The 24,846-nt window shown below is 38.1% G+C and carries 26 protein-coding genes and 2 tRNA genes; 1 reads left to right on the top strand and 27 read right to left on the bottom strand.

Features of this window, described 5'->3' with window-relative positions; genetic code table 11:
- Window positions 1-74: 74 nt before the first annotated feature.
- Window positions 75-4,316, bottom strand: a complete 4,242-nt coding sequence (locus RV04_RS05710; protein WP_071857511.1) for a 2-hydroxyacyl-CoA dehydratase — start codon at window positions 4,314-4,316, stop codon at window positions 75-77.
- A 175-nt stretch (window positions 4,317-4,491) separates the two neighbouring features.
- Between RV04_RS05710 and RV04_RS05705 the strand changes: the two genes are divergently transcribed.
- Window positions 4,492-5,100 carry a TetR/AcrR family transcriptional regulator gene (locus tag RV04_RS05705; protein WP_071857510.1) on the top strand — a complete coding sequence of 203 codons (609 nt, stop codon included), beginning with the start codon at window positions 4,492-4,494 and terminating at the stop codon, window positions 5,098-5,100.
- A 163-nt stretch (window positions 5,101-5,263) separates the two neighbouring features.
- On the opposite strand, the gene RV04_RS13210 is transcribed toward RV04_RS05705, so the two are convergent.
- From RV04_RS13210 to atpF, 26 genes are all read right to left on the bottom strand, one after another.
- The gene (locus RV04_RS13210; RefSeq protein WP_169818190.1) at window positions 5,264-5,437 is read right to left on the bottom strand and encodes a hypothetical protein; all 174 of its coding nucleotides are present in this window, start codon (window positions 5,435-5,437) and stop codon (window positions 5,264-5,266) included.
- A 128-nt stretch (window positions 5,438-5,565) separates the two neighbouring features.
- Window positions 5,566-5,637, bottom strand: a tRNA-Gln gene (locus tag RV04_RS05700).
- A 1-nt stretch (window position 5,638) separates the two neighbouring features.
- Window positions 5,639-5,722, bottom strand: a tRNA-Tyr gene (locus tag RV04_RS05695).
- 81 nt (window positions 5,723-5,803) lie between these two features.
- Complete coding sequence (locus RV04_RS05690) at window positions 5,804-6,034, bottom strand: DUF2969 domain-containing protein (RefSeq protein ID WP_071857509.1); 231 nt, start codon at window positions 6,032-6,034, stop codon at window positions 5,804-5,806.
- An 80-nt stretch (window positions 6,035-6,114) separates the two neighbouring features.
- Window positions 6,115-6,762, bottom strand: coding sequence for a CBS and ACT domain-containing protein (locus RV04_RS05685; protein WP_071857508.1), 648 nt, complete (start codon window positions 6,760-6,762; stop codon window positions 6,115-6,117).
- Window positions 6,763-6,765: 3 nt separating this feature from the next.
- Complete coding sequence (locus RV04_RS05680; RefSeq protein ID WP_071857507.1) at window positions 6,766-7,467, bottom strand: ABC transporter ATP-binding protein; 702 nt, start codon at window positions 7,465-7,467, stop codon at window positions 6,766-6,768.
- A complete protein-coding gene (locus RV04_RS05675) occupies window positions 7,467-8,243 on the bottom strand; it encodes an ABC transporter ATP-binding protein (protein WP_071857506.1) in 777 nt (258 codons plus the stop codon). Before RV04_RS05675 ends, RV04_RS05680 begins: the two co-directional genes overlap by 1 nt.
- Complete coding sequence (locus RV04_RS05670) at window positions 8,224-9,198, bottom strand: branched-chain amino acid ABC transporter permease (RefSeq protein ID WP_071857695.1); 975 nt, start codon at window positions 9,196-9,198, stop codon at window positions 8,224-8,226. Before RV04_RS05670 ends, RV04_RS05675 begins: the two co-directional genes overlap by 20 nt.
- Before the next feature lie 9 nt (window positions 9,199-9,207).
- On the bottom strand, window positions 9,208-10,086 hold the full coding sequence (locus tag RV04_RS05665; RefSeq protein WP_071857505.1) for a branched-chain amino acid ABC transporter permease: 879 nt from the start codon (window positions 10,084-10,086) through the stop codon (window positions 9,208-9,210).
- Window positions 10,087-10,196: 110 nt separating this feature from the next.
- Complete coding sequence (locus RV04_RS05660; protein WP_071857504.1) at window positions 10,197-11,360, bottom strand: ABC transporter substrate-binding protein; 1,164 nt, start codon at window positions 11,358-11,360, stop codon at window positions 10,197-10,199.
- A 206-nt stretch (window positions 11,361-11,566) separates the two neighbouring features.
- Entirely contained in the window at window positions 11,567-11,839 is a 273-nt protein-coding gene (yidD, locus tag RV04_RS05655) for a membrane protein insertion efficiency factor YidD (RefSeq protein WP_379952954.1), read from the bottom strand.
- 104 nt (window positions 11,840-11,943) lie between these two features.
- A complete protein-coding gene (locus tag RV04_RS05650) occupies window positions 11,944-12,120 on the bottom strand; it encodes a DNA-directed RNA polymerase subunit beta (protein WP_071857503.1) in 177 nt (58 codons plus the stop codon).
- Window positions 12,121-12,131: 11 nt separating this feature from the next.
- Window positions 12,132-13,433 (bottom strand): UDP-N-acetylglucosamine 1-carboxyvinyltransferase, encoded by a 1,302-nt coding sequence (gene murA, locus RV04_RS05645; RefSeq protein WP_071857502.1) that lies wholly within the window; start codon window positions 13,431-13,433, stop codon window positions 12,132-12,134.
- 44 nt (window positions 13,434-13,477) lie between these two features.
- The gene (locus RV04_RS05640) at window positions 13,478-13,711 is read right to left on the bottom strand and encodes a DUF1146 family protein (protein WP_071857501.1); all 234 of its coding nucleotides are present in this window, start codon (window positions 13,709-13,711) and stop codon (window positions 13,478-13,480) included.
- A gap of 207 nt (window positions 13,712-13,918) precedes the next feature.
- The gene (locus RV04_RS05635) at window positions 13,919-14,878 is read right to left on the bottom strand and encodes an aliphatic sulfonate ABC transporter substrate-binding protein (RefSeq protein ID WP_071857500.1); all 960 of its coding nucleotides are present in this window, start codon (window positions 14,876-14,878) and stop codon (window positions 13,919-13,921) included.
- On the bottom strand, window positions 14,859-16,406 hold the full coding sequence (locus tag RV04_RS05630) for an AMP-binding protein (RefSeq protein ID WP_071857499.1): 1,548 nt from the start codon (window positions 16,404-16,406) through the stop codon (window positions 14,859-14,861). Before RV04_RS05630 ends, RV04_RS05635 begins: the two co-directional genes overlap by 20 nt.
- A complete protein-coding gene (locus tag RV04_RS13530; protein WP_245791055.1) occupies window positions 16,387-16,872 on the bottom strand; it encodes a hypothetical protein in 486 nt (161 codons plus the stop codon). Before RV04_RS13530 ends, RV04_RS05630 begins: the two co-directional genes overlap by 20 nt.
- Window positions 16,869-17,576, bottom strand: a complete 708-nt coding sequence (locus tag RV04_RS13525; protein ID WP_245791054.1) for an acyltransferase family protein — start codon at window positions 17,574-17,576, stop codon at window positions 16,869-16,871. The genes RV04_RS13530 and RV04_RS13525 overlap by 4 nt, the downstream gene beginning before the upstream one ends.
- A 1-nt stretch (window position 17,577) precedes the next feature.
- The gene (locus tag RV04_RS05620) at window positions 17,578-18,261 is read right to left on the bottom strand and encodes an ABC transporter ATP-binding protein (RefSeq protein ID WP_071857498.1); all 684 of its coding nucleotides are present in this window, start codon (window positions 18,259-18,261) and stop codon (window positions 17,578-17,580) included.
- Complete coding sequence (locus RV04_RS05615) at window positions 18,254-19,018, bottom strand: ABC transporter permease subunit (RefSeq protein WP_245791064.1); 765 nt, start codon at window positions 19,016-19,018, stop codon at window positions 18,254-18,256. Before RV04_RS05615 ends, RV04_RS05620 begins: the two co-directional genes overlap by 8 nt.
- Window positions 19,019-19,355: 337 nt before the next feature.
- Complete coding sequence (locus tag RV04_RS05610; RefSeq protein ID WP_071857497.1) at window positions 19,356-19,790, bottom strand: F0F1 ATP synthase subunit epsilon; 435 nt, start codon at window positions 19,788-19,790, stop codon at window positions 19,356-19,358.
- 13 nt (window positions 19,791-19,803) lie between these two features.
- Window positions 19,804-21,204 (bottom strand): F0F1 ATP synthase subunit beta, encoded by a 1,401-nt coding sequence (atpD, locus tag RV04_RS05605; RefSeq protein WP_071857496.1) that lies wholly within the window; start codon window positions 21,202-21,204, stop codon window positions 19,804-19,806.
- A gap of 22 nt (window positions 21,205-21,226) precedes the next feature.
- Entirely contained in the window at window positions 21,227-22,132 is a 906-nt protein-coding gene (locus RV04_RS05600) for a F0F1 ATP synthase subunit gamma (protein WP_071857495.1), read from the bottom strand.
- Between the two features lie 15 nt (window positions 22,133-22,147).
- Window positions 22,148-23,674, bottom strand: coding sequence for a F0F1 ATP synthase subunit alpha (gene atpA, locus RV04_RS05595; protein ID WP_071857494.1), 1,527 nt, complete (start codon window positions 23,672-23,674; stop codon window positions 22,148-22,150).
- 19 nt (window positions 23,675-23,693) lie between these two features.
- Window positions 23,694-24,239, bottom strand: coding sequence for an ATP synthase F1 subunit delta (atpH, locus tag RV04_RS05590; protein ID WP_071857493.1), 546 nt, complete (start codon window positions 24,237-24,239; stop codon window positions 23,694-23,696).
- Window positions 24,229-24,750, bottom strand: coding sequence for a F0F1 ATP synthase subunit B (gene atpF, locus RV04_RS05585; RefSeq protein ID WP_071857492.1), 522 nt, complete (start codon window positions 24,748-24,750; stop codon window positions 24,229-24,231). Before atpF ends, atpH begins: the two co-directional genes overlap by 11 nt.
- Between the last annotated feature and the right edge of the window lie 96 nt (window positions 24,751-24,846).

Here is a 24,846-nt window from a genome sequence, read left to right as displayed (position 1 = left end):
AATAACCGTAATGTCTATAATTATTCATAATAATTAAAAAGAGTAGACCTGTTTTGACAGGTCTACTCTTTTGCTTAATTTTTTACTTCTTCTTTTATTTGTTTATTTGCTGTAGCCATCATTAAACGAATCCGATTCAATTGATTAACGATTGAAACACCAGGATCATAATCGATCGCTGCAATATTGGATTTAGGGTATTGATGACGTAACTCTTTAATGACTCCTTTACCAACGACATGGTTTGGTAAACAACCAAATGGTTGCATGCAGACGATATTATTCACACCGGTCTTCAAAAGATCGATCATTTCACCGGTTAAGAACCAGCCTTCACCCGTATGGTTTCCGATAGAAAGAATCTTACTAGCATCTTCAGCTAATTGATAGATCGAATGAATCCCAGTAAAACGTTCGGATGCACGTAATGCTTTATCCATTGGTTTTTCAACGACTTCTATCAATTTGATCGCCATTTCAGCAATATTCTTGCTCTTTTTAGGCATTCCCATATTGTCGTATTTCCAAATCTGATTGTATAAAGAGTAATTCATGAAGCCGATTAAATCAGGAACCACTGCTTCAGCGCCTTCTTCTTCCAGCAAGCGCACGATATCATTATTGGCAGTTGGTGAATATTTAACTAAGATTTCTCCAACGACTCCTACTTTCGGTTTGATTTCATTTGAAATCGGTACAGTATCAAAAGCTTTGATGATTTTCTTCATATTACGATTAAAGATCGTCAAAGACCCATTACGCACGTTGCTTTCGATTTTTTTCAACCATTCTTCATGTAAGGCATCAATTTGGCCTTTTTCTAATTCATATGGACGTGTCCGATAAACGACACGTTCAAATAAATCACCATAGAGAATCGCTACAACGATACGTTTTAGCATTGGCAAAGTAAATTTGAATCCTGGATTGCTCTCCACCCCTTTGTTTCCTAATGAAACAGAAACGACTGGAACTTGTGGGAAGCCAGCATCATTCAAGGCTTTTCTCAATAATGGGATATAATTTGTCGCACGACAACCGCCACCTGTTTGACTCATCATGACACTGGTATTGTTTAAATCATATTTTCCACTTTCCAAAGCTTCTACTAATTGGCCAATAGAAATGATTGCTGGATAACACGAATCATTATTTACATATTTCAAACCGACATTAACAGCTTCACGGTCCATTGCTGGCAGACAAACAACATTATAGCCAGAAGCTTCCAAAGCGATATCAAACAAACCAGATTGATGAATTGGACTAAGCATTGGCAATAGCAATGTATGTTTTTTCCGCATTTCTTTTGTGAAAACAATTTTTTCAGGTTCTTCAAACCGTTTGACTGGCTCATAATTAGATTTAGCTCGTTCATTGACTGCGGCTTTTAACGAACGTAGACGAATTCGGATAGCACCTAAGTTAGAACCTTCATCGATTTTCAAAACGGTATAGATTTTTCCATATTGATCCATGATCTCTTCAACTTGGTCCGTCGTCACCGCATCTAAACCACAGCCAAATGAATTCAATTGAACCAACTCAAGGTTTTTAGTTTTTGCGACCACACGTGCAGCTGCATATAAACGAGAATGATAAACCCATTGATTGACCACTCGTAAATTACCTACATCACTTAGATGAGAAATACTATCTTCAGTCAATACATGGAACCCTTCCTGAGTAATTACTTCGGCGATACCATGATTGATTTCTGGATCTAGATGGTATGGACGTCCAGAAAGAACAATCCCTCGTTCATTTTTTTGATTTAACATCAACAAGGTTTCTTCCCCTTTTTGGCGAATATCTTGTTTGAATGCTTCTAATTCTTCATACGCATGATGCAATGCTCGATCGATCTCATCTTGCGTAATCCCTAAATCTTGGAAACAGCGTCCTAGTACTTTCGCTACAGAGGCTTCATTTCCTAGGTTCAAATAAGGATTTCGATAATCAACTTTTCCATCGCGGATATCATCCACATTGTTGCGAATCACATCAGGATAACTTTGGACGATTGGGCAGTTGAAATGGTTATCAGCTTCTTTGGATTCTTCCCGTTCAAATACAACTCCAGGATAAAAAATCATTGGGACGCCACTATCAATCAATGCTTGGATATGTCCATGGGCAATTTTCGCTGGGTAGCAGGCTGTATCACTAGGGATTGTTTCCATTCCTTGTTCGTACAATTCTTTATTCGAACGTGGAGATAATTTTACTCTGAAACCTAAATCGCTAAATAATGTATGCCACAACGGATAATTTTCATACATATTCAAGACGCGAGGAATTCCGATTTCTCCACGAACAGCATCTTTTTTACGCAATGGACGATACTTGAACAACCGACGATATTTATAATCAACTAAATTGACTTTCTTATCTTCACGTTTGACTTTTATTTTCGCACCACGTTCACAACGGTTTCCTGTAATAAACTGACGGCCATCTGAGAATAAGGTCACAGTCAACATACAATTATTTTCACATAATCCACAGTGAGTAAATTCTTTTTCTGCTGTAAATGAATCGATTTCTGTTAAAGATAAAGTTTCGGTCGTTTCACCGACTTCATAATTTTCCAATGCAATCAATGCTGCTCCAAAAGCTCCCATCAATCCAGCAATCGAAGGGCGAACGACTTCCCGTCCTGTAACCATCTCAAAGGCCCGTAAAACAGCTTCATTATAAAAAGTTCCACCTTGGCAGACAATTTTTTCACCAAGTTCTTCAGGACGGCGAACCTTGATAACTTTATAAATCGCATTTTTAATAACTGAATAAGACAATCCGGCTGAAATATCACCCACAGAGGCGCCTTCTTTTTGCACTTGCTTCACTTTAGAGTTCATAAAGACTGTACAACGAGAACCTAAGTCTACTGGACCTTTTGAATGCAACGCTGCTTCTGCAAAGTCTTCTACTTTATAATTCAACGATTTCGCAAACGTTTCAATGAACGATCCACAACCAGATGAACAAGCTTCATTCAATTGGATCGAAGATAAAGCGCCGTCTTTAATCGTCATGGCTTTCATATCTTGTCCACCGATGTCTAAAATAAAGTCCACACCTGGTTGGAAATGATTGGCTGCTTTGTAATGAGCCATTGTTTCAACTTCACCAATATCTACTTTTAAAGCATTTTTGATTAATTGTTCACCATAACCTGTTACTGCAGCTTTCCCAATGAAAACATTTGATGGTAATTGTTGGTATAGGTCTTTTAAAACACTCATTGTTGTTTCTAAAGGCTGACCTTGGTTATTACCATAAAATGAAAACAATAAATTGCCATCGGAATCAATCAACGTGACTTTGGTCGTTGTTGATCCAGCATCAATTCCTAAGAATGCCACACCTTCATGTTGTGATAATTCTTTTGTTTTCACTTGTGCTTGATTGTGTCGTTTACGAAATACAGCTAAATCTTCATCATCTTTAAATAAAGGTTCTAAAGTATCTGAAGGTGATAAATGACCTTCTTCAGCTGTTGTTAAACGGTGCAGTAATTCAGTTAATGAAGAAGGTGCTGCCTCTTCAGAGTAAAAAGCTGCGCCCATCGCAACAAAAAGCTGTGGATTTTCTGGGAAAATCACATTTTCAGGAGCGATATCTAATGTCTCGATAAATCGTTGACGTAATTCAGACATGAAGAATAATGGTCCGCCAAGAAAAGCAATGTTACCTTTAATTTTACGACCGGCTGCTAAACCCGCAATGGTTTGATTGACTACCGCCTGGAAAATACTCGCTGCGATATCTTCTTTAGCGGCCCCTTCGTTGATCAAAGGTTGGACATCTGTTTTAGCAAAAACACCACAACGTGAAGCTATCGGATAAATTGTTTGATAATTTTTAGCTAGTTCATTGACGCCATTTGCATCCGTTTTTAATAATACGGCCATTTGATCGATGAATGCTCCGGTACCGCCCGCACAGCTACCATTCATTCGTTGTTCTAAAGAACCTTCAAAAAAAGTGATTTTGGCATCTTCTCCGCCTAGTTCGATAGCTACATCTGTCTCTGGTATGATTTCTTCGACTGTACGTGTACACGCGATTACTTCTTGGACGAAAGGAATCTCTAAGACATCCGCTAAGCCCATACCACCCGAACCTGTGATACTCATTGTCATCGCCTGATCTCCAAGAATATCTTCTGCCTCTCTTAACACACGTTCTGTGGCAGTTTTCACATCCGATAAATGACGTTCGTATTTCGCGAAGAGGCTTTTATTTTGTTCGTCTAAAATGACCAACTTTACGGTCGTAGAGCCAACATCGATTCCCGCTCGTAATGTCATACTTATTCCTACCTCCAATTTTCAACAACACCTGTTGATTAAATTACATAGTGTTTGTTATACTACTCACGTATATTCTAAAAAGATTTCAACTTTTATGCAATACGCAAAAGCACTTCATCCGTGCGATAAACAACAATTAGCCATAATTTGTTGTTAAATGAAAGGAAAATTTATGGAAAAGAAAATTGACCTTCGAGTAAAAAGAACCCGAAAAATGATCGTGGAAGCTTTCGTTCATCTAGTTGAAGAAAAAGGGTATGATGATATCACGATCCAAGAAATCGCTGACGAAGCAATGATCAATCGCGCGACCTTCTATTCACATTTCAAAGACAAACAAGATCTATATGATTCTATTTTTGAAACAGCTATTGATGCCTTTACGGCTGTATTGGATCCTAACCAAATCGTCCAGGGCAATCGGCTGAAAGTACGGCAAATCGAAATGGTTCTTAAAATTATTTATGAACGAATCCAAGACAATCGAAAATTTTTCTTAACCATCATGGATGCTTCAGGAAATGAAATTCTACGAAAAAAAATTGCTGAGATTTTAGACGTTAAGTACGCTCATATTTTTAATCAACTGAAAATCACTGAGAATGATATTGAAGTTCCGTTAGACTTCATCATTGAATACATGACTTCAATTTTTGTCGGGACACTCCATTGGTGGATCACGAGTGATACCGATATGGATGCGGATGATTTGTCTAAACTTGTGGTCAAATTAGTTGGAAATGGCCATTTGACGATCTTAGGCATTGAAATTGACCATTAAAAAAGTGGTTCGTTTTGCTTCAAGCAGTTAAAGTAACAGATAAATTCGCAAATTGCCTTAAGTAACTGTTACAAAATTGCCGCAAATGCTGAAACAGAGCATTGTTTATTCAAAAAAGGCGGGCACAAAAGTAGTAACTACTTTTGTGCCCGCCTTCACTTTTTTAGTGGTTTTTAGCTTTCCATTTAATAGTATGACGTGTTGGACGCAAAGTCCGAATACGTGGCGCTAATTTTTTCTCTTCTTTAGTGATCTCGATTGAATTATCTTTAACTGTGTTATAAATTTTGGTTACTGTATCTGTTACCATTTCTTTGACTTCTTCAAGTTTGCTCATGGCTATCTCCTCATTTCCATCTCTACGATGTCTTTCTTTTACTGTAGCTCAATTCCCGTTTTGCTTCAAGCTAGAAACATTTTTGAGCAAAAAAATAAGACGTCTCTACGTCTTATCTTTTTATATTACTGGGGTAGCTGGATTCGAACCAACGCATGAGGGAGTCAAAGTCCCTTGCCTTACCGCTTGGCTATACCCCAATGGTGGAGGAGAGTGGATTCGAACCACTGAACCCTAAGGAACGGATTTACAGTCCGTCGCGTTTAGCCACTTCGCTACTCCTCCAAGAGGTTTTTATTATTTAAAAACCCGACTCAGTTATAATACCGAATTTTTCAAAAAAATGCAAGTACTTTTTTGAAAAAATTATTCATGTAAATTCCAGTTACGAATCAATGCTTCAATCCCATCGTCTAATGTCTTAAAACCGCCTAGCAAATGGTCATCTGCGTACGCTTGAAAAACTTTATTTTCAGGAATAATCTCACCAATTAATTTTTTTCCAATCACTAATTGAGTCACTGTTTCTTTATTTCCATTGATTGAACGTTCTTCTTCTTTGATCTGAACTTGAATATCTTTGTTTTTTTTAGACATAACTTTCACACCACCTGCAGATAGTTTATCATACTCCAAAAGAAAAGGACAACTGCTTTACGCTTGTTGTCCTTAGATAATTATGAAGGGTTCGTGACTACTGCCCGACGTACATCATAGCCATTAGCAGTTAATAGCTGTTTGATTTTATCTGCTTCTTTACTCTGTAAATGAATTTCTAAAATCGTCGCATCTACTTGATGATCAACCACGAGATTTAGAATACTAAAATCATTGTCTGCTAAAAGCTGGGCTACTGATGCTAAGACACCTTTTTTGTCTTCTAGTATCTTTAACTGAAGACGCGTACCGCCTTCATGATAGCCAGTCAATTTTAAGAAGGCATCAAAGATATCATTATTAGTAATAATCCCGACCAAGCGCTTTCCATCTAATACCGGTAAGACATTGATTTTATTTTGACGCATTAAATAGATCGCATCTTCTAGTTCCGCATCTGGTGCTACGATTTTTACATCTTTGATCATCACATCTGCAACTACCGTTTTATTCAACAGATAATTCACTTCATGGACACTCAAACTTGTTGCTTTTGAAGGTAATGCTTCTTGGATCGTTCCTTCCGTGATCAAACCGACTAATTGATCCTGATCCACTACTGGTAATCTGTGGATATCATATTTTTTCATTAAATCAACGGCATCAAAAATTTTTGTATCGGATGGCACCGTGATTAATTCTGCAGTCATAAAATCTTTTACACTCATTTTTTATCCTCCTAGATAAGCTTTCTTCACTTCTTCACTTTCTAGCAATTCTTTTCCCGTACCTGATAAAACGATTTTTCCGGTTTCTAAGACATAGCCACGATCTGCGATCGATAGAGCCATCTTGGCATTTTGCTCAATCAGTAAAACCGTTGTACCTTGTTTTTGGATTTCTTGGATGATATTAAAAATTTCTTTGATGAAAATCGGTGCGAGACCCATTGATGGTTCATCTAACAAGAGCAAACGTGGCTTAGACATTAGCGCACGTCCCATCGCTAACATCTGCTGCTCGCCACCAGATAATGTTGACGCATCTTGGCTCAAGCGTTCTTTTAGAATCGGGAATTTTTCATAAATATGATCGTAATCTTTTTGCGTATCACTATCTTTTCGTAAATAAGCCCCCATCTCTAAATTTTCTAAAACAGTCAAGCCAGAAAAAACATGGCGACCTTCTGGAACTTGAGAGATCCCTTGTGCAACGATTTTTCTAGGTGCTTTCTTTTGAATCGGTTGTCCTTCAAAGGTGATCGTCCCTTGCGAAGGCTGATTTAATCCAGAGATCGTTCTTAAGATAGTCGTTTTTCCGGCACCATTAGCCCCAATCAATGAAACGATTTCTCCTTGATTGACTTCAAAACTAACATCTCTCACCGCTTGGATCATGCCATAATGCACCGAAAGATTTTCAATTTTCAACATTATAGCTCACCTCCAAGATAGGCTTTGATTACTTCTGGATTATTTTTGATTTCTTCGGGGACTCCTTCGGCTAAGATGCGGCCGTACTCTAGTACATAGATTCGTTCACAAACATCCATAACTAAACTCATATCATGCTCGATCAACAAAATCGTAATTTTAAATTCTTGCTGAATTTTCCGAATCAAGATCGTCAACTCAGCTGTTTCTTGAGGATTCATTCCAGCTGCTGGTTCATCCAAGAATAAAATCTTGGGTTTTGTCGCCAATGCGCGCACGATTTCTAAACGACGTTGTTCTCCATAAGGAAGATTTCTCGCTAAATTCTCTGCTTTATCTTGAAGATCAAAAATCGTTAATAATGCTAATGCTTCTTCACGTAAGGTTTCTTCTTGATTATAAAAAGTTGGCAATCGAAAAATACTAGAAAAGAAGCCTTCTTTATTTTTACTATTCATCGCGATCAAGACATTGTCTAAGACCGTTAGATCTTTGAATAAACGAATGTTTTGGAATGTTCGACTTAAGCCTAAATCGGCAATTACATAGGGTTTTTGACCATTCAGACGCTGCTTTTTCCCCTCTGATTCCAACAATACATCGCCCTCACTTGGCTCATAAACGCCCGTGATCAAATTAAATAATGTCGTTTTCCCAGCACCATTAGGGCCAATCAAACCGACCAATTGATTTTCTTCTAATGCGATATTGACATTGGAGACAGCTGCCAATCCGCCAAAGTTTTTGGTTAAATCTTTAATTTCTAACAGAGGCATCTCGGTCATCTCCTTTTTTAAACTTAGTAAAGATTTTTTTCACTGATAATTCCTTCGTACCTAATAAACCACCTGGTTTGAAAATCATCAAAATAATCAGTGTTAATGCGTAAATAATCATCCGTAATGTCCCAAAATCTTGCAGGTACATATTGATGATACCTAAAAGAATCGCTGCAATCACTGTCCCAGTAATACTACCGATCCCACCTAAAACTACAAGGATCAAAATATCTACGGATTTGGTAAATGCAAAATCTTTAGGCGCAATTGACTGTAAATAGCCTGCATAAAGAGAGCCCGCAATACTTGCTGTCATTGCTCCAAAAGTAAAAGCCATTACTTTATATTTGGTTGTATTTACTCCCATCGCTTCTGCTGCAATCTCATCCTCACGTATCGCCATTGTTGCTCGACCAGCACCCGAACGGATGTAATTGACAATAAACAAAGTAGTGATAGCTACAAAACCATAAACCATTTGCCAATCAACGAATGGTTGAATTCCAAATATTCCTGAAGGACCATTGGTGATATCTTTAAAATTGATCAATAAAATACGGATAATTTCTGCTACACCAAGTGTGGCAATCGCTAAATAATCACCACTTAGTCGTAACGTTGGAATTCCAACTGCCACTGCGACGATTCCTGCGATAATCACGCCGACAGCCATTCCTAAGAAAAAGCCTGCATAGGTTGGCATACTCATTGAAACTAAAGCTGCGCCATAAGCCCCGATTGCCATAAAACCCGCATGACCTAAAGAAAACTGTCCCGAAAATCCAATAATCAGATTTAACCCCACTGCTAAAATAATATTGATACCGATTTGAACTAATACATTGTCTAAAAATAGATTGACCATTCCAGCTGAATACGCAATATAAAGCGCAGCATATCCTAGCACGATTAGCGCTAGCCAAATCAAATTGTATTTTAAATTCTTTTTCATTTGACTCACCTACACTTTCTCTTTCACATGTTTTCCTAGAATACCCGCTGGACGGATCAATAAGATCAAAATCAAGACAGCATATACGACCGCATCTTTAAAGTCAGAGAAGCCCAGTGCTGTTGTGATCGTTTCGATCAACCCAATGACAAATCCGCCAATTGCTGCGCCAGGAATAATCCCGATCCCACCAAGTACTGCTGCAATAAATGATTTCAACCCAGGCATATAACCCATCATTGGATCAATCGAGTTATAATACAAGCCGATCATCATCCCACCGGCTGCGGCTAAAGCAGAGCCTAAGGCAAAGGTAAATGAAATTGTACGGTTTACATCGATTCCCATCAATTGGGCTGCATCTGTATCCACACTTACTGCACGCATCGCTTTTCCCATTTTTGTTTTTTGTACGATCAAATTCAACGCAATCATCAAGAACAATGACAACCCTAAAATCAATAATTGAATATTTGAAACACTCAAAAAGCCAATTTTATAAACATGCATTTCAATAACTTGTGGAAATGGTCTGGTTGATGAACTGAAAAAGTAAATCATCGTATTTTGTAAAAGATACGAAACGCCGATTGCAGTTATCAACGCTGCGATTCTTGTTGAATTTCTCAACGGTCGATAAGCTAAAAATTCGATGACCACACCTAAGATCGCACTGCCAATCATCGACAAAATCAATGCTGGAAAAAAGCCCATATTGAATTGATTGATCAAAAAGTAGCCAATAAATGAACCGATCATATAAATTTCGCCATGAGCAAAGTTGATTAATTTAATAATTCCATAAACCATGGTGTAGCCTAGTGCCATCAGTGCATAGACACTGCCCAGAAAAAGGCCGTTGACGATTTGCTGAATAAATACTTCCATCTTTATCACATCACTTTTCTAGAAAATAGAGTGGTCAAAGGACCTTGATTTTTAAAAAGGAGCATGCCAACAAGTATTGGCACACCCCCTTGTCTGCTTTTACTGAGTAATTATGGATTTACTGTTTCAGCAGAAGATTCTTTTCCATCTGTTAGACCAAGTACAACCGCTGATTTTACTGGGTTATGCTCATCATCCATTGTGATTTTACCAGTAACACCTTCAAAATCTTTTAGTTCTGCCAATCCTTTGTTGATCGCTGCAGGAGTTGCTTTTCCTTGATCTTCAATTGCTTGTTTGATCATATATACTGCATCATATGCCAAAGCATTGAATGAAGATGGTTGTGCACCATATTTGGCTTCAAAAGCTTTTACAAATGGTTCAACTTTGTCTGTTGCTGGTGCTTTTGTTGAAAAATGTCCAGTATAATAAACATTGCTCACATTGCTAGCGCCGGCTGTTTCAACCAATTTTTCATCTCCAAAACCATCTGCTCCAATAATTGGCTGATCGATTCCCATTTCACGTGCTTGCTTGATGATCAAACCGGCCTCTGTATAATAACCTGGAATATAGATGACATCGAAATCTTTGCCTTTGATTTTTGTTAGCATTGCTTGGAAATCTTTATCTCCAGAGGTGAAGTTTTCCTCGGCTACGATTTTTCCTTTATAAGTTTTCTTGAATGCCTTAGTCAAACCAATCGCATAGTCACTAGAGTTATCACCTAAGATTACGGCCTTTTCAGCTTTCAAATTATCTGTTGCATATTTTGCTAATACAATCCCTTGGAAACTATCTTGGAAACATGCACGATAGATATAATCTTGAACTTTTCCATTTTGGACTGTGATGGCATCATCGGTTGCTGAAGGTGTCACTGCAGGAACTTTTGCTTTGGATAAATTCGGTAATGTGGCTTTCGTCGCACCAGAAGTCGCCGGACCAACGATGGCCACTACATTGTCTTTTGTTGTTAAATTGGCTGCAACAGAGGCAGCTTCGTTATTATCTGATTTGTTGTCTTTTGAAATGTACTCGATTTTTTTACCATCGATTCCACCATCTTTATTGATTTGTTCAACGGCTAATTTAGCTCCTTCATTCTCAGCCTCGCCGTACGCAGCTGTGGCACCTGACAACTCAAAATTCCCACCGATTTTAATTGTTTTTGCATCCTCACTACTACTATTATCGCTAGCTTTAGGAGCTCCACAAGCACCAAATAAGAACAACCCCGCTGCCAATGCAGCCAATGTCCGTTTTTTCATTCTTTTTCCTCCCTAATAATTCAATGATATTTCGTTAAGATATTAAAAAATATATATGAAAAAACTCTCACTGTCAATTAAATTTTCTGAATATTTTAACTATTGCCAATAATCAAATAACTATTAGCGCTTACATTGACATGTTAGTTGGATAAACTAAAAAAAGCCCTAGCTAATATTAGCTAAGACAAAAATTTTTTGTGCGTTTAATGATACTCTGGTTCTTCTTGATCTTTCATATTTTTGTGTAATGAAAAGTATGTGGGAACATAATCTATCCCGCCTTTGGCAAATGGCTGGCAACGCAAGATCCGAAATATCCCCATCAAAAATCCCTTAGGCGCTCCGTGGACTTGCACTGCTTTGATCATGTAGCTAGAACAACTTGGATAGTAGCGACAAGACGGTGGAAATAGCGGTGATATAAAACGTTGGTATCCTCGCACTAAAAAGATAATACTTCTTCCGATAAGGTTCATAAACTCACCTCTTACTCTCTTTCGTACAGCAATAAAAATTACACACATTATCGATACAAAAAAGAATGTACCTATAAGGTACACTCTTCGATTGGATTTTTTCTTTAATGAACGAAGTCTAAAATATGCCGCCAGACATCCGGCAGTAAGACTTTAAATGGATTACCGCCACCCATGACACCATAACCGATCATGCTTCCAATTATGAAAAGCATGACGCCAGCAAGTAAAATAGCTACGATTCGAATCAGGTTCCGTAAAATATGTTCACTTGAACTCATAGTTATACTCCTTAAGCTAATACTGTTGCTTTATCAGCTACTTTTTTACCATCAGTCTCAACACGTTCAACATCCGCACCTAAAAGTTGTAATTTTTTATGGAACTGATAATAGCCACGATCTAAATATTTTAAATTGCGAACACGTGTGATTCCTTTTGCTCGTAAACCAGCCAAAACCAATGCAGCTGCAGCACGTAGATCCGTTGCATAAACTTCTGCGCCTTGTAAATCAGTAGATCCTTGGATCAAGGCAACATTGTTATCGATTTTTACTTGAGCATTCATTCGACGCATTTCTTCTAAATGTTGGAAACGATTTTCAAAGACCGTTTCTGTCGTCGTGCTAATTCCTTCTGCAACTGCTTGGATAGCTGTCATTTGCGCTTGCATATCTGTTGGAAAACCTGGATGTGGCAATGTCTTCACATCAGTTGCTTTGATTGTTTTTGGTCCAATTACTCGCAACCCTTCATCTTCTTCACTAATTGTTACACCCATTTCGATCAATTTAGAAATAAGTGGACGATTGTGCTCAGGAATAGCTCCATCAATCAATACATTGCCTTCAGTCATTGCTGCAGCCACCATAAATGTTCCGGCCTCGATACGATCTTGAACGATTGGATGAGATACAGCATGTAAACGTTCTACACCTTCAATTCGCATTGTTTCTGTACCGGCACCATAGATATTTGCTCCCATTTTATTTAAGAAATTCGCTAGATCAACGATTTCAGGTTCGCGAGCAACGTTTTCAATAATTGTTGTTCCTTTAGCTTTCACAGCTGCCATCATGATATTTTGAGTTGCGCCAACACTTGGGAAGTCTAAGTAAATCGTATCACCAATCAATTCATCTGCAATAGCTTCAATATAACCATTTTTTTGAATGATCTTTGCACCTAACGCTTGGAATCCTTTTAAATGTAGATCGATTGGACGTTTACCGATTGCACAACCACCAGGCATCGCAACTTTTGCATGGCCGTTACGCGCTAATAATGGGCCCATCACAACAATTGATGCGCGCATTTGACTTACATATTCATACGGTGCTTCCACGTTTAATTGACGAGTAGCATTTACCGTGATTTCTTTTTTTTCTTCATCAAAATCAACATCCGTATTTAAAAAACGAATGACTTGATTCATAGTAAACACGTCTGATAAAACAGGAACATTGCTTAATGTCGTTGTTCCTTCTTCTGCTAATAATGTAGCTGCTAAAATAGGTAAGACGGCATTTTTTGCGCCTTCAATATGTACGGTTCCTTTTAATTGCTTACCACCATGAACGATGATTTCTTCCATTGTATTCCCTCCAAAAAAGCTGATTGACTTCACATATATGTATTTTAGTTCAATGTCATAAAAATATTTTTACACAACAAGATGATTTCTAAAAAGAATGTACTGCAGGTAAAGCCAATTGCAATTGCCAACATAGTGATTGCAATACGGATTTGCGTCTCTTTAAGCGGTCGAAACAATGTATCTACTCGTAAGGACCTCAAACCCCAAAAGGCTAGATAAATAAACGAAAAATGTGAAACAATTCTAACAATAGCATCAATTCCATAAACTTGCATCATTCTTTTCCTTTCAAGAAAATCAACAGTTGGATTATATCACAGTTTTACATAAAGAAGAATAGTTTGTCTCGCTATCAGACTACATAAAAACTTTTAAAAAACTTAAACAATGAAAAAAGACAATTTTTATGATGAAATAGCAGAACTTTCAACTATGCATGAAAAAGAGTGTTTCAATTATTGAAACACTCTTTACTTCTCCATTTAATTGGTTGTATTTTCAATCGTGACCTTACGCTTGATGACACCTTCTTCATAGAATAGATTCGCAATCGTTTGTTGTTCATCTAAAATCGTTTGATTGACGGTAGTTAATCCATAAGTACGACGTTCTACCATTTTTTTTACGATCTCATCCGATAAATTTAATGCCTTGCTCAACATTGAAATGAGTTTTGGATGATTTTGATTGGCCCATTCCATGTCGTCACTCATATATTCGACTAAATATTTTGAAATATCGGTATGGTTTTCAGCATACTCACTAGTAGCAACGATATATTCACGATTATTACTGATTCCGTTATTTCCATCTACCAGTAATGTAGCATCCTGTTTGACTTCAGCAGTGGCTGTCATTGGATCCCAAGTGACCCAAGCAGCAACTTTTCCTTTTGAAAAAGCCGCACTTGCGTCTGAAGAATCTAAATTTACCAAATCGACTTCGTCACTTGAGATACCTGCTTTTTTCAATGCTCTCCGAATAAAATATTCTGAACTGGTCCCTTTGGTATAGGCAATTTTTTCACCTTTTAAATCGTTTAAAGAAGTAATCCCAGAATTTTTAGCTACTAAAATACCCGAACCATTTGAACGTGTTGAACCAGCTGCGATATAACTCAACTTCGTTCCATTTGCTTGTGCAACGACTGGTGGGGTATCTCCTAAGCGAGCATAATCTACTTTGCCGGCTTTAACAGCTTGCATCAAAGATGCACCATCTTGGAATTCTTTCCAAATAATTTTATATCCTTTAGCTTTCATTTTTTTCTCAAAGACACCACGCTCTTTTGAAATATCCATCATATCGGCTTTTTGATAACCCAAAGTTACTTTAGTCAATGAAGTGGCATCGCCTGAGACTTGTCGAAATCCCATATAAGCTATCGCAATCCAAAAAATAACTAAAATACCTAGTCCCCATTTACGCACTCGCTGTTTCATTTTCCTCCTCCTCATGTGTTTTGGCTTGAATGATTTCTTTCAATTTTGCTCGGATGACTTTTCCCGTAGGATTGGTAGGAAATTCTTCTAAAAACTCTACCCGCGTAGGACGTTCATAACGTGCCAACTTACGTTCAGAAAAATCAAAAATTGCTTGCCGCTGTTTGGCTTCACTGATACCCATTGCTCGACTGATGACGACCGCTGTTACTTCTTCACCATACAAAGGATCCTCTAGCCCCACTACTGCTATCTGTGCAATAAAAGACAGTTTATTTAATACGCCTTCGACTTGTGCTGGAGCGATCTTTTCTCCCCCACGGTTGATCATCTCTTTTTTACGCCCCTTAATGTATAAATAGCCCTCTTCATCAAAATAACCAAGATCACCAGTCAAAAACCATTCACCAAAGAAAGAAGTGGGATTAGGATCTAAATAATCAGTGATCACATGGTCACCTTTTACAGCTATCTCACCGAGTTTTTGACTGCCTTCGACTAATTCTGTGCCATCAAAAATTTTGATCTCTGTTCCGTAAGGTTTTCCAACTGATCCTGCTTTTGGTGCATCAGAAGGATTGATGGCTACTTGACTAGCGCCTTCTGTCAAACCATAGCCTTCAATCACCGGAACATCAAAGGTCGCTTGAAACTCTTCTAATTTATTTTTTGGTAAAGAAAACGAAGCACTTCGTATAAAGCGTAGCTGCAATTTTTTTTGATATTTTTGATATTCTTTTTGTGCGGGAAGATTCATTAAAAGAATACTAATAATAGTAGGAACAACTGAGGCCCAGGTCACTTGATTGTCAGCGATTTGTTGCCAAAATTTATGTGCACTGAATTTTGTCGCTACGACTAATCGACCATCGGTTAGTCGAGTAGCTAATATTGAAATTACTTGGGCATTGATATGAAACATCGGCATTGTTACTAATGTCGTATCTCGCTCAGTCAATTGATGCCCTTTAGCAATATGTCTAGCACCATTAAACAGATGTTCATGTGTTAGTCCGACTCGTTTGGGTTTCCCTGTTGTCCCAGAAGTGTTCATGACCAAAGCTAAATTATTTTCGCTTAGCTTACCTACTGGGGAACTGGTTCTTAGCGCTAGTTTTGCTTGATCCCCATAAATAGTTAATTGCTTTCTTGAAAGTTGACTAGTTGTTGATACAAACAGAGCTTCCGTCAAATTGATTTGTTCACTAATGATTACTCCGACACAGTGATGGATTTGATATTCGTTCAATAATTGATCGATTGGTGTCGATTCTGAAACTGGATGAACGATCACACCTTGTTGCCATAATGCCTGTAAGATTGCTGGATAAACACTGCTATTTTCTAAGCTAACTAAGACCATATCTTGATACCCAATTTTTAATGCTTTTAATTGTTGGGTGATTTTTTCTACGTCTTCAGCAAATTCTTGTTTACTGATCCATGTCTTGTCTGTTACTTCTTTAATAAAATCATTCATTGGCTGATTGTTTAATTGTTCATTGAGTTTATTGGTTAATTTTGTCATGTACGAACACTTCCTTAACTAGATATCGACGTTTTTGGGGACGGCCGATTAAACGTCCAAACGGTGGTACTTTATAACAGAAATAGGCGATTCCAAAAGAGCTTAGCCAAACAAATAAATAACCAAGCGGGACTAAAATTACAAAGCCCCAAGCAGGCAAGAAAGCTAATCGGCTAAGAATCAGTCTTAAAATTGTTAATGGGATTGTTTGGGCCAAATATAGGCCGAAAGAAACTTTAGCGATTAAATTGATTTTGGTGGTTAGTTGTTGGGTCATTTTTTCTCTTACTTTGGCATAATGTAAGCCAACCAAAAAGACTGTTGCTACCATTGAAATAGCATAAAAAAGCATATATGGTTGATGGATACTCATTGTTTTAGCATCGCTTAGTTTTAAAATCTCACGATTGAAATAATAGAGTCCGATGGTTCCAACAGCTAGGCATGCAGCTACAAATACAATCAACTTTTGATATTTTTTTTTCGTTTGGTTACTTGCTGATAATGAATTGCTGTGTAAGCTCCCGCAATAAAATAAATTTGGTAAACAAAGAAATTCATTCCATAAGAACGAAAGATAAACCACCAACTACTAGTATCAACTACAGGTAATTCATATTTGATCAAAAAAAGTAGACTTAACTGAAGCATGAAACTGATCAACAAAATAACATTATGCTCTTTAGGGAATCGTTTAAATAGTTTTACTAATAGTGGGAAAAGTAGATATAGCTGAAACGTTACATAGACATAATAGAGATAAAAATGATTGCCATGAAGCAGTGCATCCGTTAATTCATTAAAAAAATTCCCTTTTGAGAATAAGGTTCCTGCTAACCCTTCAGTAAACAGTAATAATAAGATATTCCATGCTATGTAGGAAAAACCGACACTAGAATAGCGTTTTTTCCAGAAGCTTAACCAGCTATTTTCTTTGTTGTAATAATTTAAAAATAATACTAGGCCGGTCATGAACATGAAACCCATCCGAGTAAAGTGGAGTGACAAATGGGTTGCCTGTAAAATTGTTTTACTAATTGAAGTCGGCATGGCATTGGAAAAAGCTGTTGTCACATGATTCAAGAGCACTCCTGAAATAAAAATGATTCTCATCAAATCAACTTCATACAAGTAAGGTCGTTTTTTATCCGTACGTTTCTCTGTATTCATGCTAGAGAGCCTCCATTAGCTCGTTGTAGATTTGCTGAGTGACTTTGACCTCTGTTTTTACATCACCACTAAAATCCGCCGCTTCATAATGATTCTGGCCATTTTTCATAACAATGATCCGCTGACCCATTTTCACCGCTTCATTCACATCGTGGGTTACGATCACCAACGTTACTTGTTGATCATTACAAATATCTAAAATTAATTCTTGCATCTGACTTCGGGTCAATGCGTCCAAAGCTCCTAACGGTTCATCTAATAATAATAAATCGGGCTTAGCCATCAGTGCACGAGCCAAAGCAACTCTTTGACGTTGTCCACCAGAAAGCTGGTCGGGATATTTTGTTGAAAAATCACTTAGCCCAACTTGCTGCAATAGTTTTCTTGCCAACGCATACTGATTTTTTGCTTTAAAACAAACATTGTCGATGACTGTCATCCAAGGAAGTAGGCGATCATTTTGAAACATTACCCGGATAACTGGATCTGCGGGGTATTCGATCCATCCACCATCATTTTTTTCTAAACCAGCGATCAAGCGTAACAATGTACTTTTTCCGCCACCGCTTTTTCCAACCAAACTAACAAATTCACCTCGTTGGATTTTTAAGTTTACGTCTGTCAATACTGCTTTTTCTGCATATTTTTTCCCAATATGTTTTAATGCTACTAATTCATTAGACATGTCCATCCGTCCTTTCTTGATCTTGCCAAGCTAGAAAAACTTTTTCCAAATTTTTAGCGAGGCTATCCGAGACTTTGCCTAGCAAAGCATAGATCAAAATACATAAGATAATAGTCTTCATATCTAAAAAGTCTTGTGCTGTTACTGCGAGGTAACCAATTCCAGAATCAGAAGCAATTGTTTCTGCAACGATCAGTGTTGTCCACATTACCCCTAGTGCATACCGAACGCCCATCAAAATCGTCGGTAATGCTGCTGGAAAAATGATCTTTTTGAATAATTCCCAATTATGCAAACCGTAAGATCTTCCCATTTCTAAAAGCTCTGAATCCACTGAACGAATACCGTGATAAGTATTGATATAGATCGGAAACATGACTCCAACCGCTACCAGAAAAATCTTAGCAGGCTCACCAATGCCTAGTACTAAAATCACTAATGGAGTTAAGGCAACATGAGGAATATTTCTAAACATCTGAATCGTTGTGTCAAAAAGTTGACAGCTTAATTTTGAGACTCCATTGATGATCCCTAAGATAAATCCAATACTTCCTCCGATGATCAAGCCAACGGTAGCTCGATACAAACTGATACTAATATGCTTGAATAATTCTCCACTTTGAAACAGCTGGATATTATTCTCTATGATCGCTATCGGAGACGGCAGCGTGTCACTAGCCAACCAGCCTAACTGGCTACTCACTTGCCAAGTTAAAATCAGAATGGCAGGAATAAGCCATGGAATTGTTTTTTTTATGTACGGTTTAAGTAAATGTTGCGCTGTATTTTTATGACAATCTTTTATTTCGGTAATTTTTGTAGATTGGATACTTTCCATCTTCTCATCTCCAATGACTAATATTTATTTTGCTATAGGCTTAATTTAATTGAATAGTTCGAATATTTTGTCTAGAAAAAAAAGAAGAAAATCAAAAAACTTTTGATAACTAATGTATTATTATGATTTTTCTGTTAAACAAGCTTAATATTTATAGCTTTTTTTGAATAAATACCCTTTATTAAAATTTGAACAAAAAAAGAGAGCTAAATCTTAAGATTTAGCTCTCTTTTATAAGTAAGTTTAAAATTCCAAACTAACTATGTTTTGAAACCTTGATTCGATTCATAGCACGATGAAGTGCAACTTCGGCACGACTTAATTGGTCTGTGTCTTGTTTTTCACGTGCTTCTTGGATTCGTGCTTCTGCACGTTGTTTTGCTCTTTCGGCACGTGAAACATCGATATCACGTTCACGTTCTGCTGTATCAGCAATAATCGTCAAAACATTGTCCCGAACTTCCATGATCCCACCGTTGACCGCAATCCAGTCTACGTGTGTATCCGAATCCGTACGACGAACACGAACTTCATCGATTACAAGAGGCGCAATAATTGGTGCGTGATTTGGTAAAATCCCAATTTCACCAGCAACCGTTCTTGCAATAACGATGGCTGCATTGTGTTCATAGACGTTACCATCTGGAGTAACAACGTTCACTTGCAGAACCTTGCTTTTTTCTTGTTCCATCGGGCACCTCTTTCTAGTAGCCTAAAGTTTTCGCTTTTTCTATTACGTCTTCGATTGTACCTACACTACGGAATGCATCTTCTGGAAGATCATCATATTTACCTTCTAGGATTTCTTTAAATCCTGCAACAGTTTTTTCTACGGGTACATAAGAACCTGGTAAACCAGTAAATTGTTCTGCTACGTTAAAGTTTTGTGATAAGAAGAATTGAATTCGACGAGCACGAGAAACGATCACTTTTTCTTGATCTGATAATTCATCCATACCTAAGATAGCAATAATATCTTGCAATTCACGGTAACGTTGTAATACACGTTGAACCTCAGTCGCAACACGGTAATGTTCTTCACCAACGATTTCAGGTGCTAACGCACTTGAAGATGAAGCTAATGGATCCACGGCAGGGTAAATACCTTGTTCCGTTAATTTACGTTCCAAGTTAGTTGTTGCATCTAAATGGGCGAAAGCTGTCGCTGGCGCTGGGTCAGTATAATCATCGGCTGGCACATAGATTGCTTGGATAGAGGTAATTGATCCTTTTTTCGTTGAAGTGATTCGTTCTTGTAATTGACCCATTTCAGTCGCTAACGTTGGTTGATAACCAACTGCTGATGGCATACGTCCAAGTAACGCAGAAACTTCTGATCCGGCTTGAGTAAAGCGGAAGATGTTATCGATAAACAGTAACACATCTTGACCTTCTTCATCACGGAAGTATTCAGCTAATGTTAAACCAGTCAAGGCAACACGCATACGCGCACCTGGTGGCTCATTCATTTGGCCAAACACCATGGCTGTTTTTTCAATAACGCCAGAATCTTTCATTTCATAATAAAGGTCGTTCCCTTCACGAGTACGTTCACCCACACCAGTAAATACAGAAATACCACCGTGTTCTTGTGCAATATTATGAATCAATTCTTGAATCAATACGGTTTTACCAACACCGGCACCACCAAATAGTCCAACTTTACCACCTTTTAAGTAAGGGGCTAATAAGTCGATAACTTTGATCCCTGTTTCTAAAATTTCGTTACTTGTACTTAGATCTTCAAAAGCGGGCGCTTTTTTATGGATCCCACTTCTTTCAGTATCCTCAGGAAAAGGTGCTTCTTTATCGATTGTTTCACCTAATACGTTAAATACACGACCTAAAGTTTCTTTACCCACAGGAACAGAAATAGATTTGCCTGTATCGACAACTTCCATTCCACGTTGCAATCCGTCTGTTGACTCCATAGCGATCGTGCGGATAACACCATCACCTAGTTCCAAAGCAGCTTCAAGAACAACTTTTGTTTTATCATTTTTATAAACAATCAACGCATTGTTGATGTCTGGTAAGGATTGATCTAAAGAAAATTCCACGTCGACAACGGGACCAATAACTTGAACAATCTTGCCTGAACTCATGTTTTTTCCTCCAATCTCGAAATTATTCTAATGCGGAAGCCCCGCCGACAATTTCAGTAATCTCTTGGGTAATCGCTGCTTGACGCGCGCGGTTAAATGAGATAGTTAAGTCATCGATGATCGCACCAGCATTATCTGTTGCGGTCTTCATCGCAGTCATTCCGGCTGCATGTTCTGCTGTTTTCGCATCAACGATCGCACCATAAATCAAACTCTCTGCATATTGAGGAAGTAATTGATCTAAGATTGCTTCTTTTGATGGCTCGAAAAGGTATTCCTCGCGATAGGTTTGTGCTTCGCTTGGATCCAAATCTGAAATTGGCAACATTTTTTCTACCCGGAATTGACTAGACAATGAATTGACATGGTGGTTATAACAAACGTATAACTCGTCAAAGACTTCATTCTCATACATACTTGTCGTCATCGAAACGATTTTTCGTACTTCATCAAAGCTTGGTTGATCCGATAAATTACGTAATTCATACGCTAATTTAACGCCGCGAGCTTTGAAAAAGTCCGCTCCGGTTCCACCAATGGCCAATAAAACATACTCATCGGCAGAATCATGATCATCTTCAAGCATCGTCATGGTCTGTTTTAAGATCGAACTATTATAGCCGCCGACCAAGCCACCATCTGAAGTAATAACAATATAACCTGTTTTTTTGACTGGACGATTCAACAACATACTGTGATAGTTGATTCCGCCTAACGAACCACCAGAATTAGCTAATTCCGTTAATTGACTTGCTGTCAAATGCGTTAAGACTTCACGCACTTTTGAAGCATAAATTTGGAATCTAGCTGAATACATTTCTGATTTCGTTAATTTAGAGGCTGATACCATTTGCATAGCTTTGGTGATTTGGCTAGTTTTCTTCGTCGATGCAATCCGTGTTTTGATTTCATTTAAGGATGCCATGATTTTCTCTCACCTCGATTATGCTTTTTCTTGGTTAGCGTTTGAAGCATCAAAGATGTCTTTGACTTCTTGGATCGCACTGTCTAGTTTGTCAGTATCAGGCAGGTCTTTTGTATCGCGGATAGTTGCGAATAGATCTGAATGATTCGTTTCCAAGTATTCAAATAATTGAGCTTCAAAATCTAAAATACTATTGACTGGAATACTATCAAGTACGCCATGAGTCAAGGCATAAAGAATCACAACTTGTTTTTCAACAGGCAGTGGTTCATGAAGTTTTTGTTTCAATACTTCTACTGTTCGACGTCCACGATTTAATTTTGCTTGTGTTGCAGCATCTAAATCAGAACCAAATTGTGTGAAGGCTTCTAATTCACGATAGCTGGCAAGGTCTAAACGTAAAGTCCCGGCAACTTTTTTCATTGCTTTTATTTGTGCAGAACCACCAACACGTGATACAGATAAACCAGCATCAACAGATGGACGGATACCTGCATAGAACAAATCACTTTCTAAGAAAATTTGTCCATCAGTAATTGAGATAACGTTGGTTGGGATATATGCAGAAATATCGCCTGCTTGTGTTTCAACGAATGGCAAGGCAGTCAATGAACCGCCACCTAATTCATCTGAAAGTTTCGCAGCACGTTCTAATAGACGTGAATGCAAGTAGAAAACATCCCCTGGATAAGCTTCACGACCTGGCGGACGACGTAATAGTAATGACAGTTCACGGTAAGCGACCGCTTGTTTAGATAAATCATCAAAAACAACTAATACGTGTTTTCCGTTATACATGAATTCTTCACCCATAGCTGTACCAGCGTAAGGAGCAATATATAATAATGGCGCTGGTTGAGAAGCTCCGGCTGTAACAACGATGGTATAATCCATTGCACCGTATTTACGTAACGTTTCAACTTGTGAACGAACAGTTGATTCTTTTTGTCCAATCGCAACATAAATACAGATCATATCTAACCCTTTTTGGTTGATGATCGTATCGATTGCGATAGATGTTTTACCAGTTTTACGGTCACCGATAACTAATTCACGTTGGCCACGGCCGATTGGAACAAGTGCATCGATGGCTTTTAAGCCAGTTTGCATTGGTTCAGATACTGATTTACGTTGCATAACGCCTGGCGCCATAGCTTCAACTGGACGTGTTTTTGATGTTTCGATTGGGCCCATGCCATCGATTGGTTGGCCTAATGGGTTTACAACGCGTCCGATCATGTTTTCGCCAACGGGTACTTCCATGATTTTACCAGTCCGTTTTACTTTGTCTCCTTCACGAATGGACTCAAATTCACCTAGAACGATGATACCAACATCATTACTTTCTAAGTTTTGTGCCATACCGTAAGAGCCATTAGAAAACTCTAAAAGTTCTCCACTCATTGCATTTTCTAAACCGTGAGCACGAGCAATTCCGTCCCCAACGTAAGTGACTGTTCCGATTTCTTCAACAGACAACTTGTTATCATAATTTTGAATTTGTTCTTTAATTAAAGCACTGATTTCTTCTGCTTTGATGGCCATTCATTTCACCTCTTCTTCTCTACTTTTTACTAAGTGCTGCTCGTAGACCATTTAATTGGCTGGCGAGGCTGCCGTCGATCACTTGATGATCGGCTTCAACAATGACACCGCCGAGAATCGATTCATCGATCATCGGGGTTAAAGTGGCCTTCTGGTAGCCAAAAACATCAGCGACTTTTGCTTCAAGTTCGTGTTTCTTTTCTTCAGAGAGCGGCACAGCAGTAGTAACTGTCCCATGTGCGACTTTATTCATTGCATCATAACGATGCTCGAATTCTTCGATCATAAATGGTAGATCGTCGCTACGATTGTATTCAAAAACAACTAATAAAAAGTTTTTGACGATTCCGTCAAATCCGCCGATAAAAGCATCCATAATCGCTTTTTTCTCAGCACCTTGTAGACGAACATCAGTCAAGATGTTTCCTAAATCCGGGATTTCTTTACAGATTTCGCGGATAGTCAACAACTCTTGATAAACGCTATCGGCAACTTTATTTTCGATCGCCAATTCAAACAAAGCTTTTCCATAACGCTTACCAACAGTGTATTTATCAAGCTTCATGTTTTGTGTTACCTAGCTTAGTCATGTATTCGTTGATCAAATCTTGATGAGCATCTTGTGAAAGCTCTTTGCTCAAGATTTTTTCCGCGATTTGTAGGGAAAGAGTCGCAACATCATCTTTAACAGAAGTTAATGCATTATCGCGTTCGTCTTTGATCTCAGTTTGTGCACGATCTTTTAGACGAGAAACTTCTTCTTTTGTATCTTTGATGATATTTTGACGGATTAATTCGCCGCTTTCCTTCGCGTTTTTAATGATATCTGCCGCATCACTACGAGAGCTCGCTAATTGTGTTTCACGTTCTTTTTCCAATTCAGCTGCTTTTTTACGTGATTGCTCGGCAGAATCTAGATCGTTGGCGATCTTGTCTTCACGTTTTTTCAGAATGTCTTGAACGGCACCCCACGCGAATTTTTTTAGTAACGCCATTAAGATCACGAATGATGCAGTAACGGCGATTAAATTACCGAGCGTTGTATTGACGGTCTCAGCAATAACTAGATTCAGCATACTCGGTCTTCCTTTCTGTGCGTCTTCCTCATTGAAGAACTATTGTACAGTTCTTTCGCTCATTTTTTAAAATGAGATTGAACAAAAAAGCGTTGA

It is taken from the genome of Enterococcus hermanniensis (assembly GCF_001885945.1).
Lineage (GTDB): Bacteria > Bacillota > Bacilli > Lactobacillales > Enterococcaceae > Enterococcus_A > Enterococcus_A hermanniensis.
This window is presented reverse-complemented; position numbering and strand designations above follow the sequence as displayed.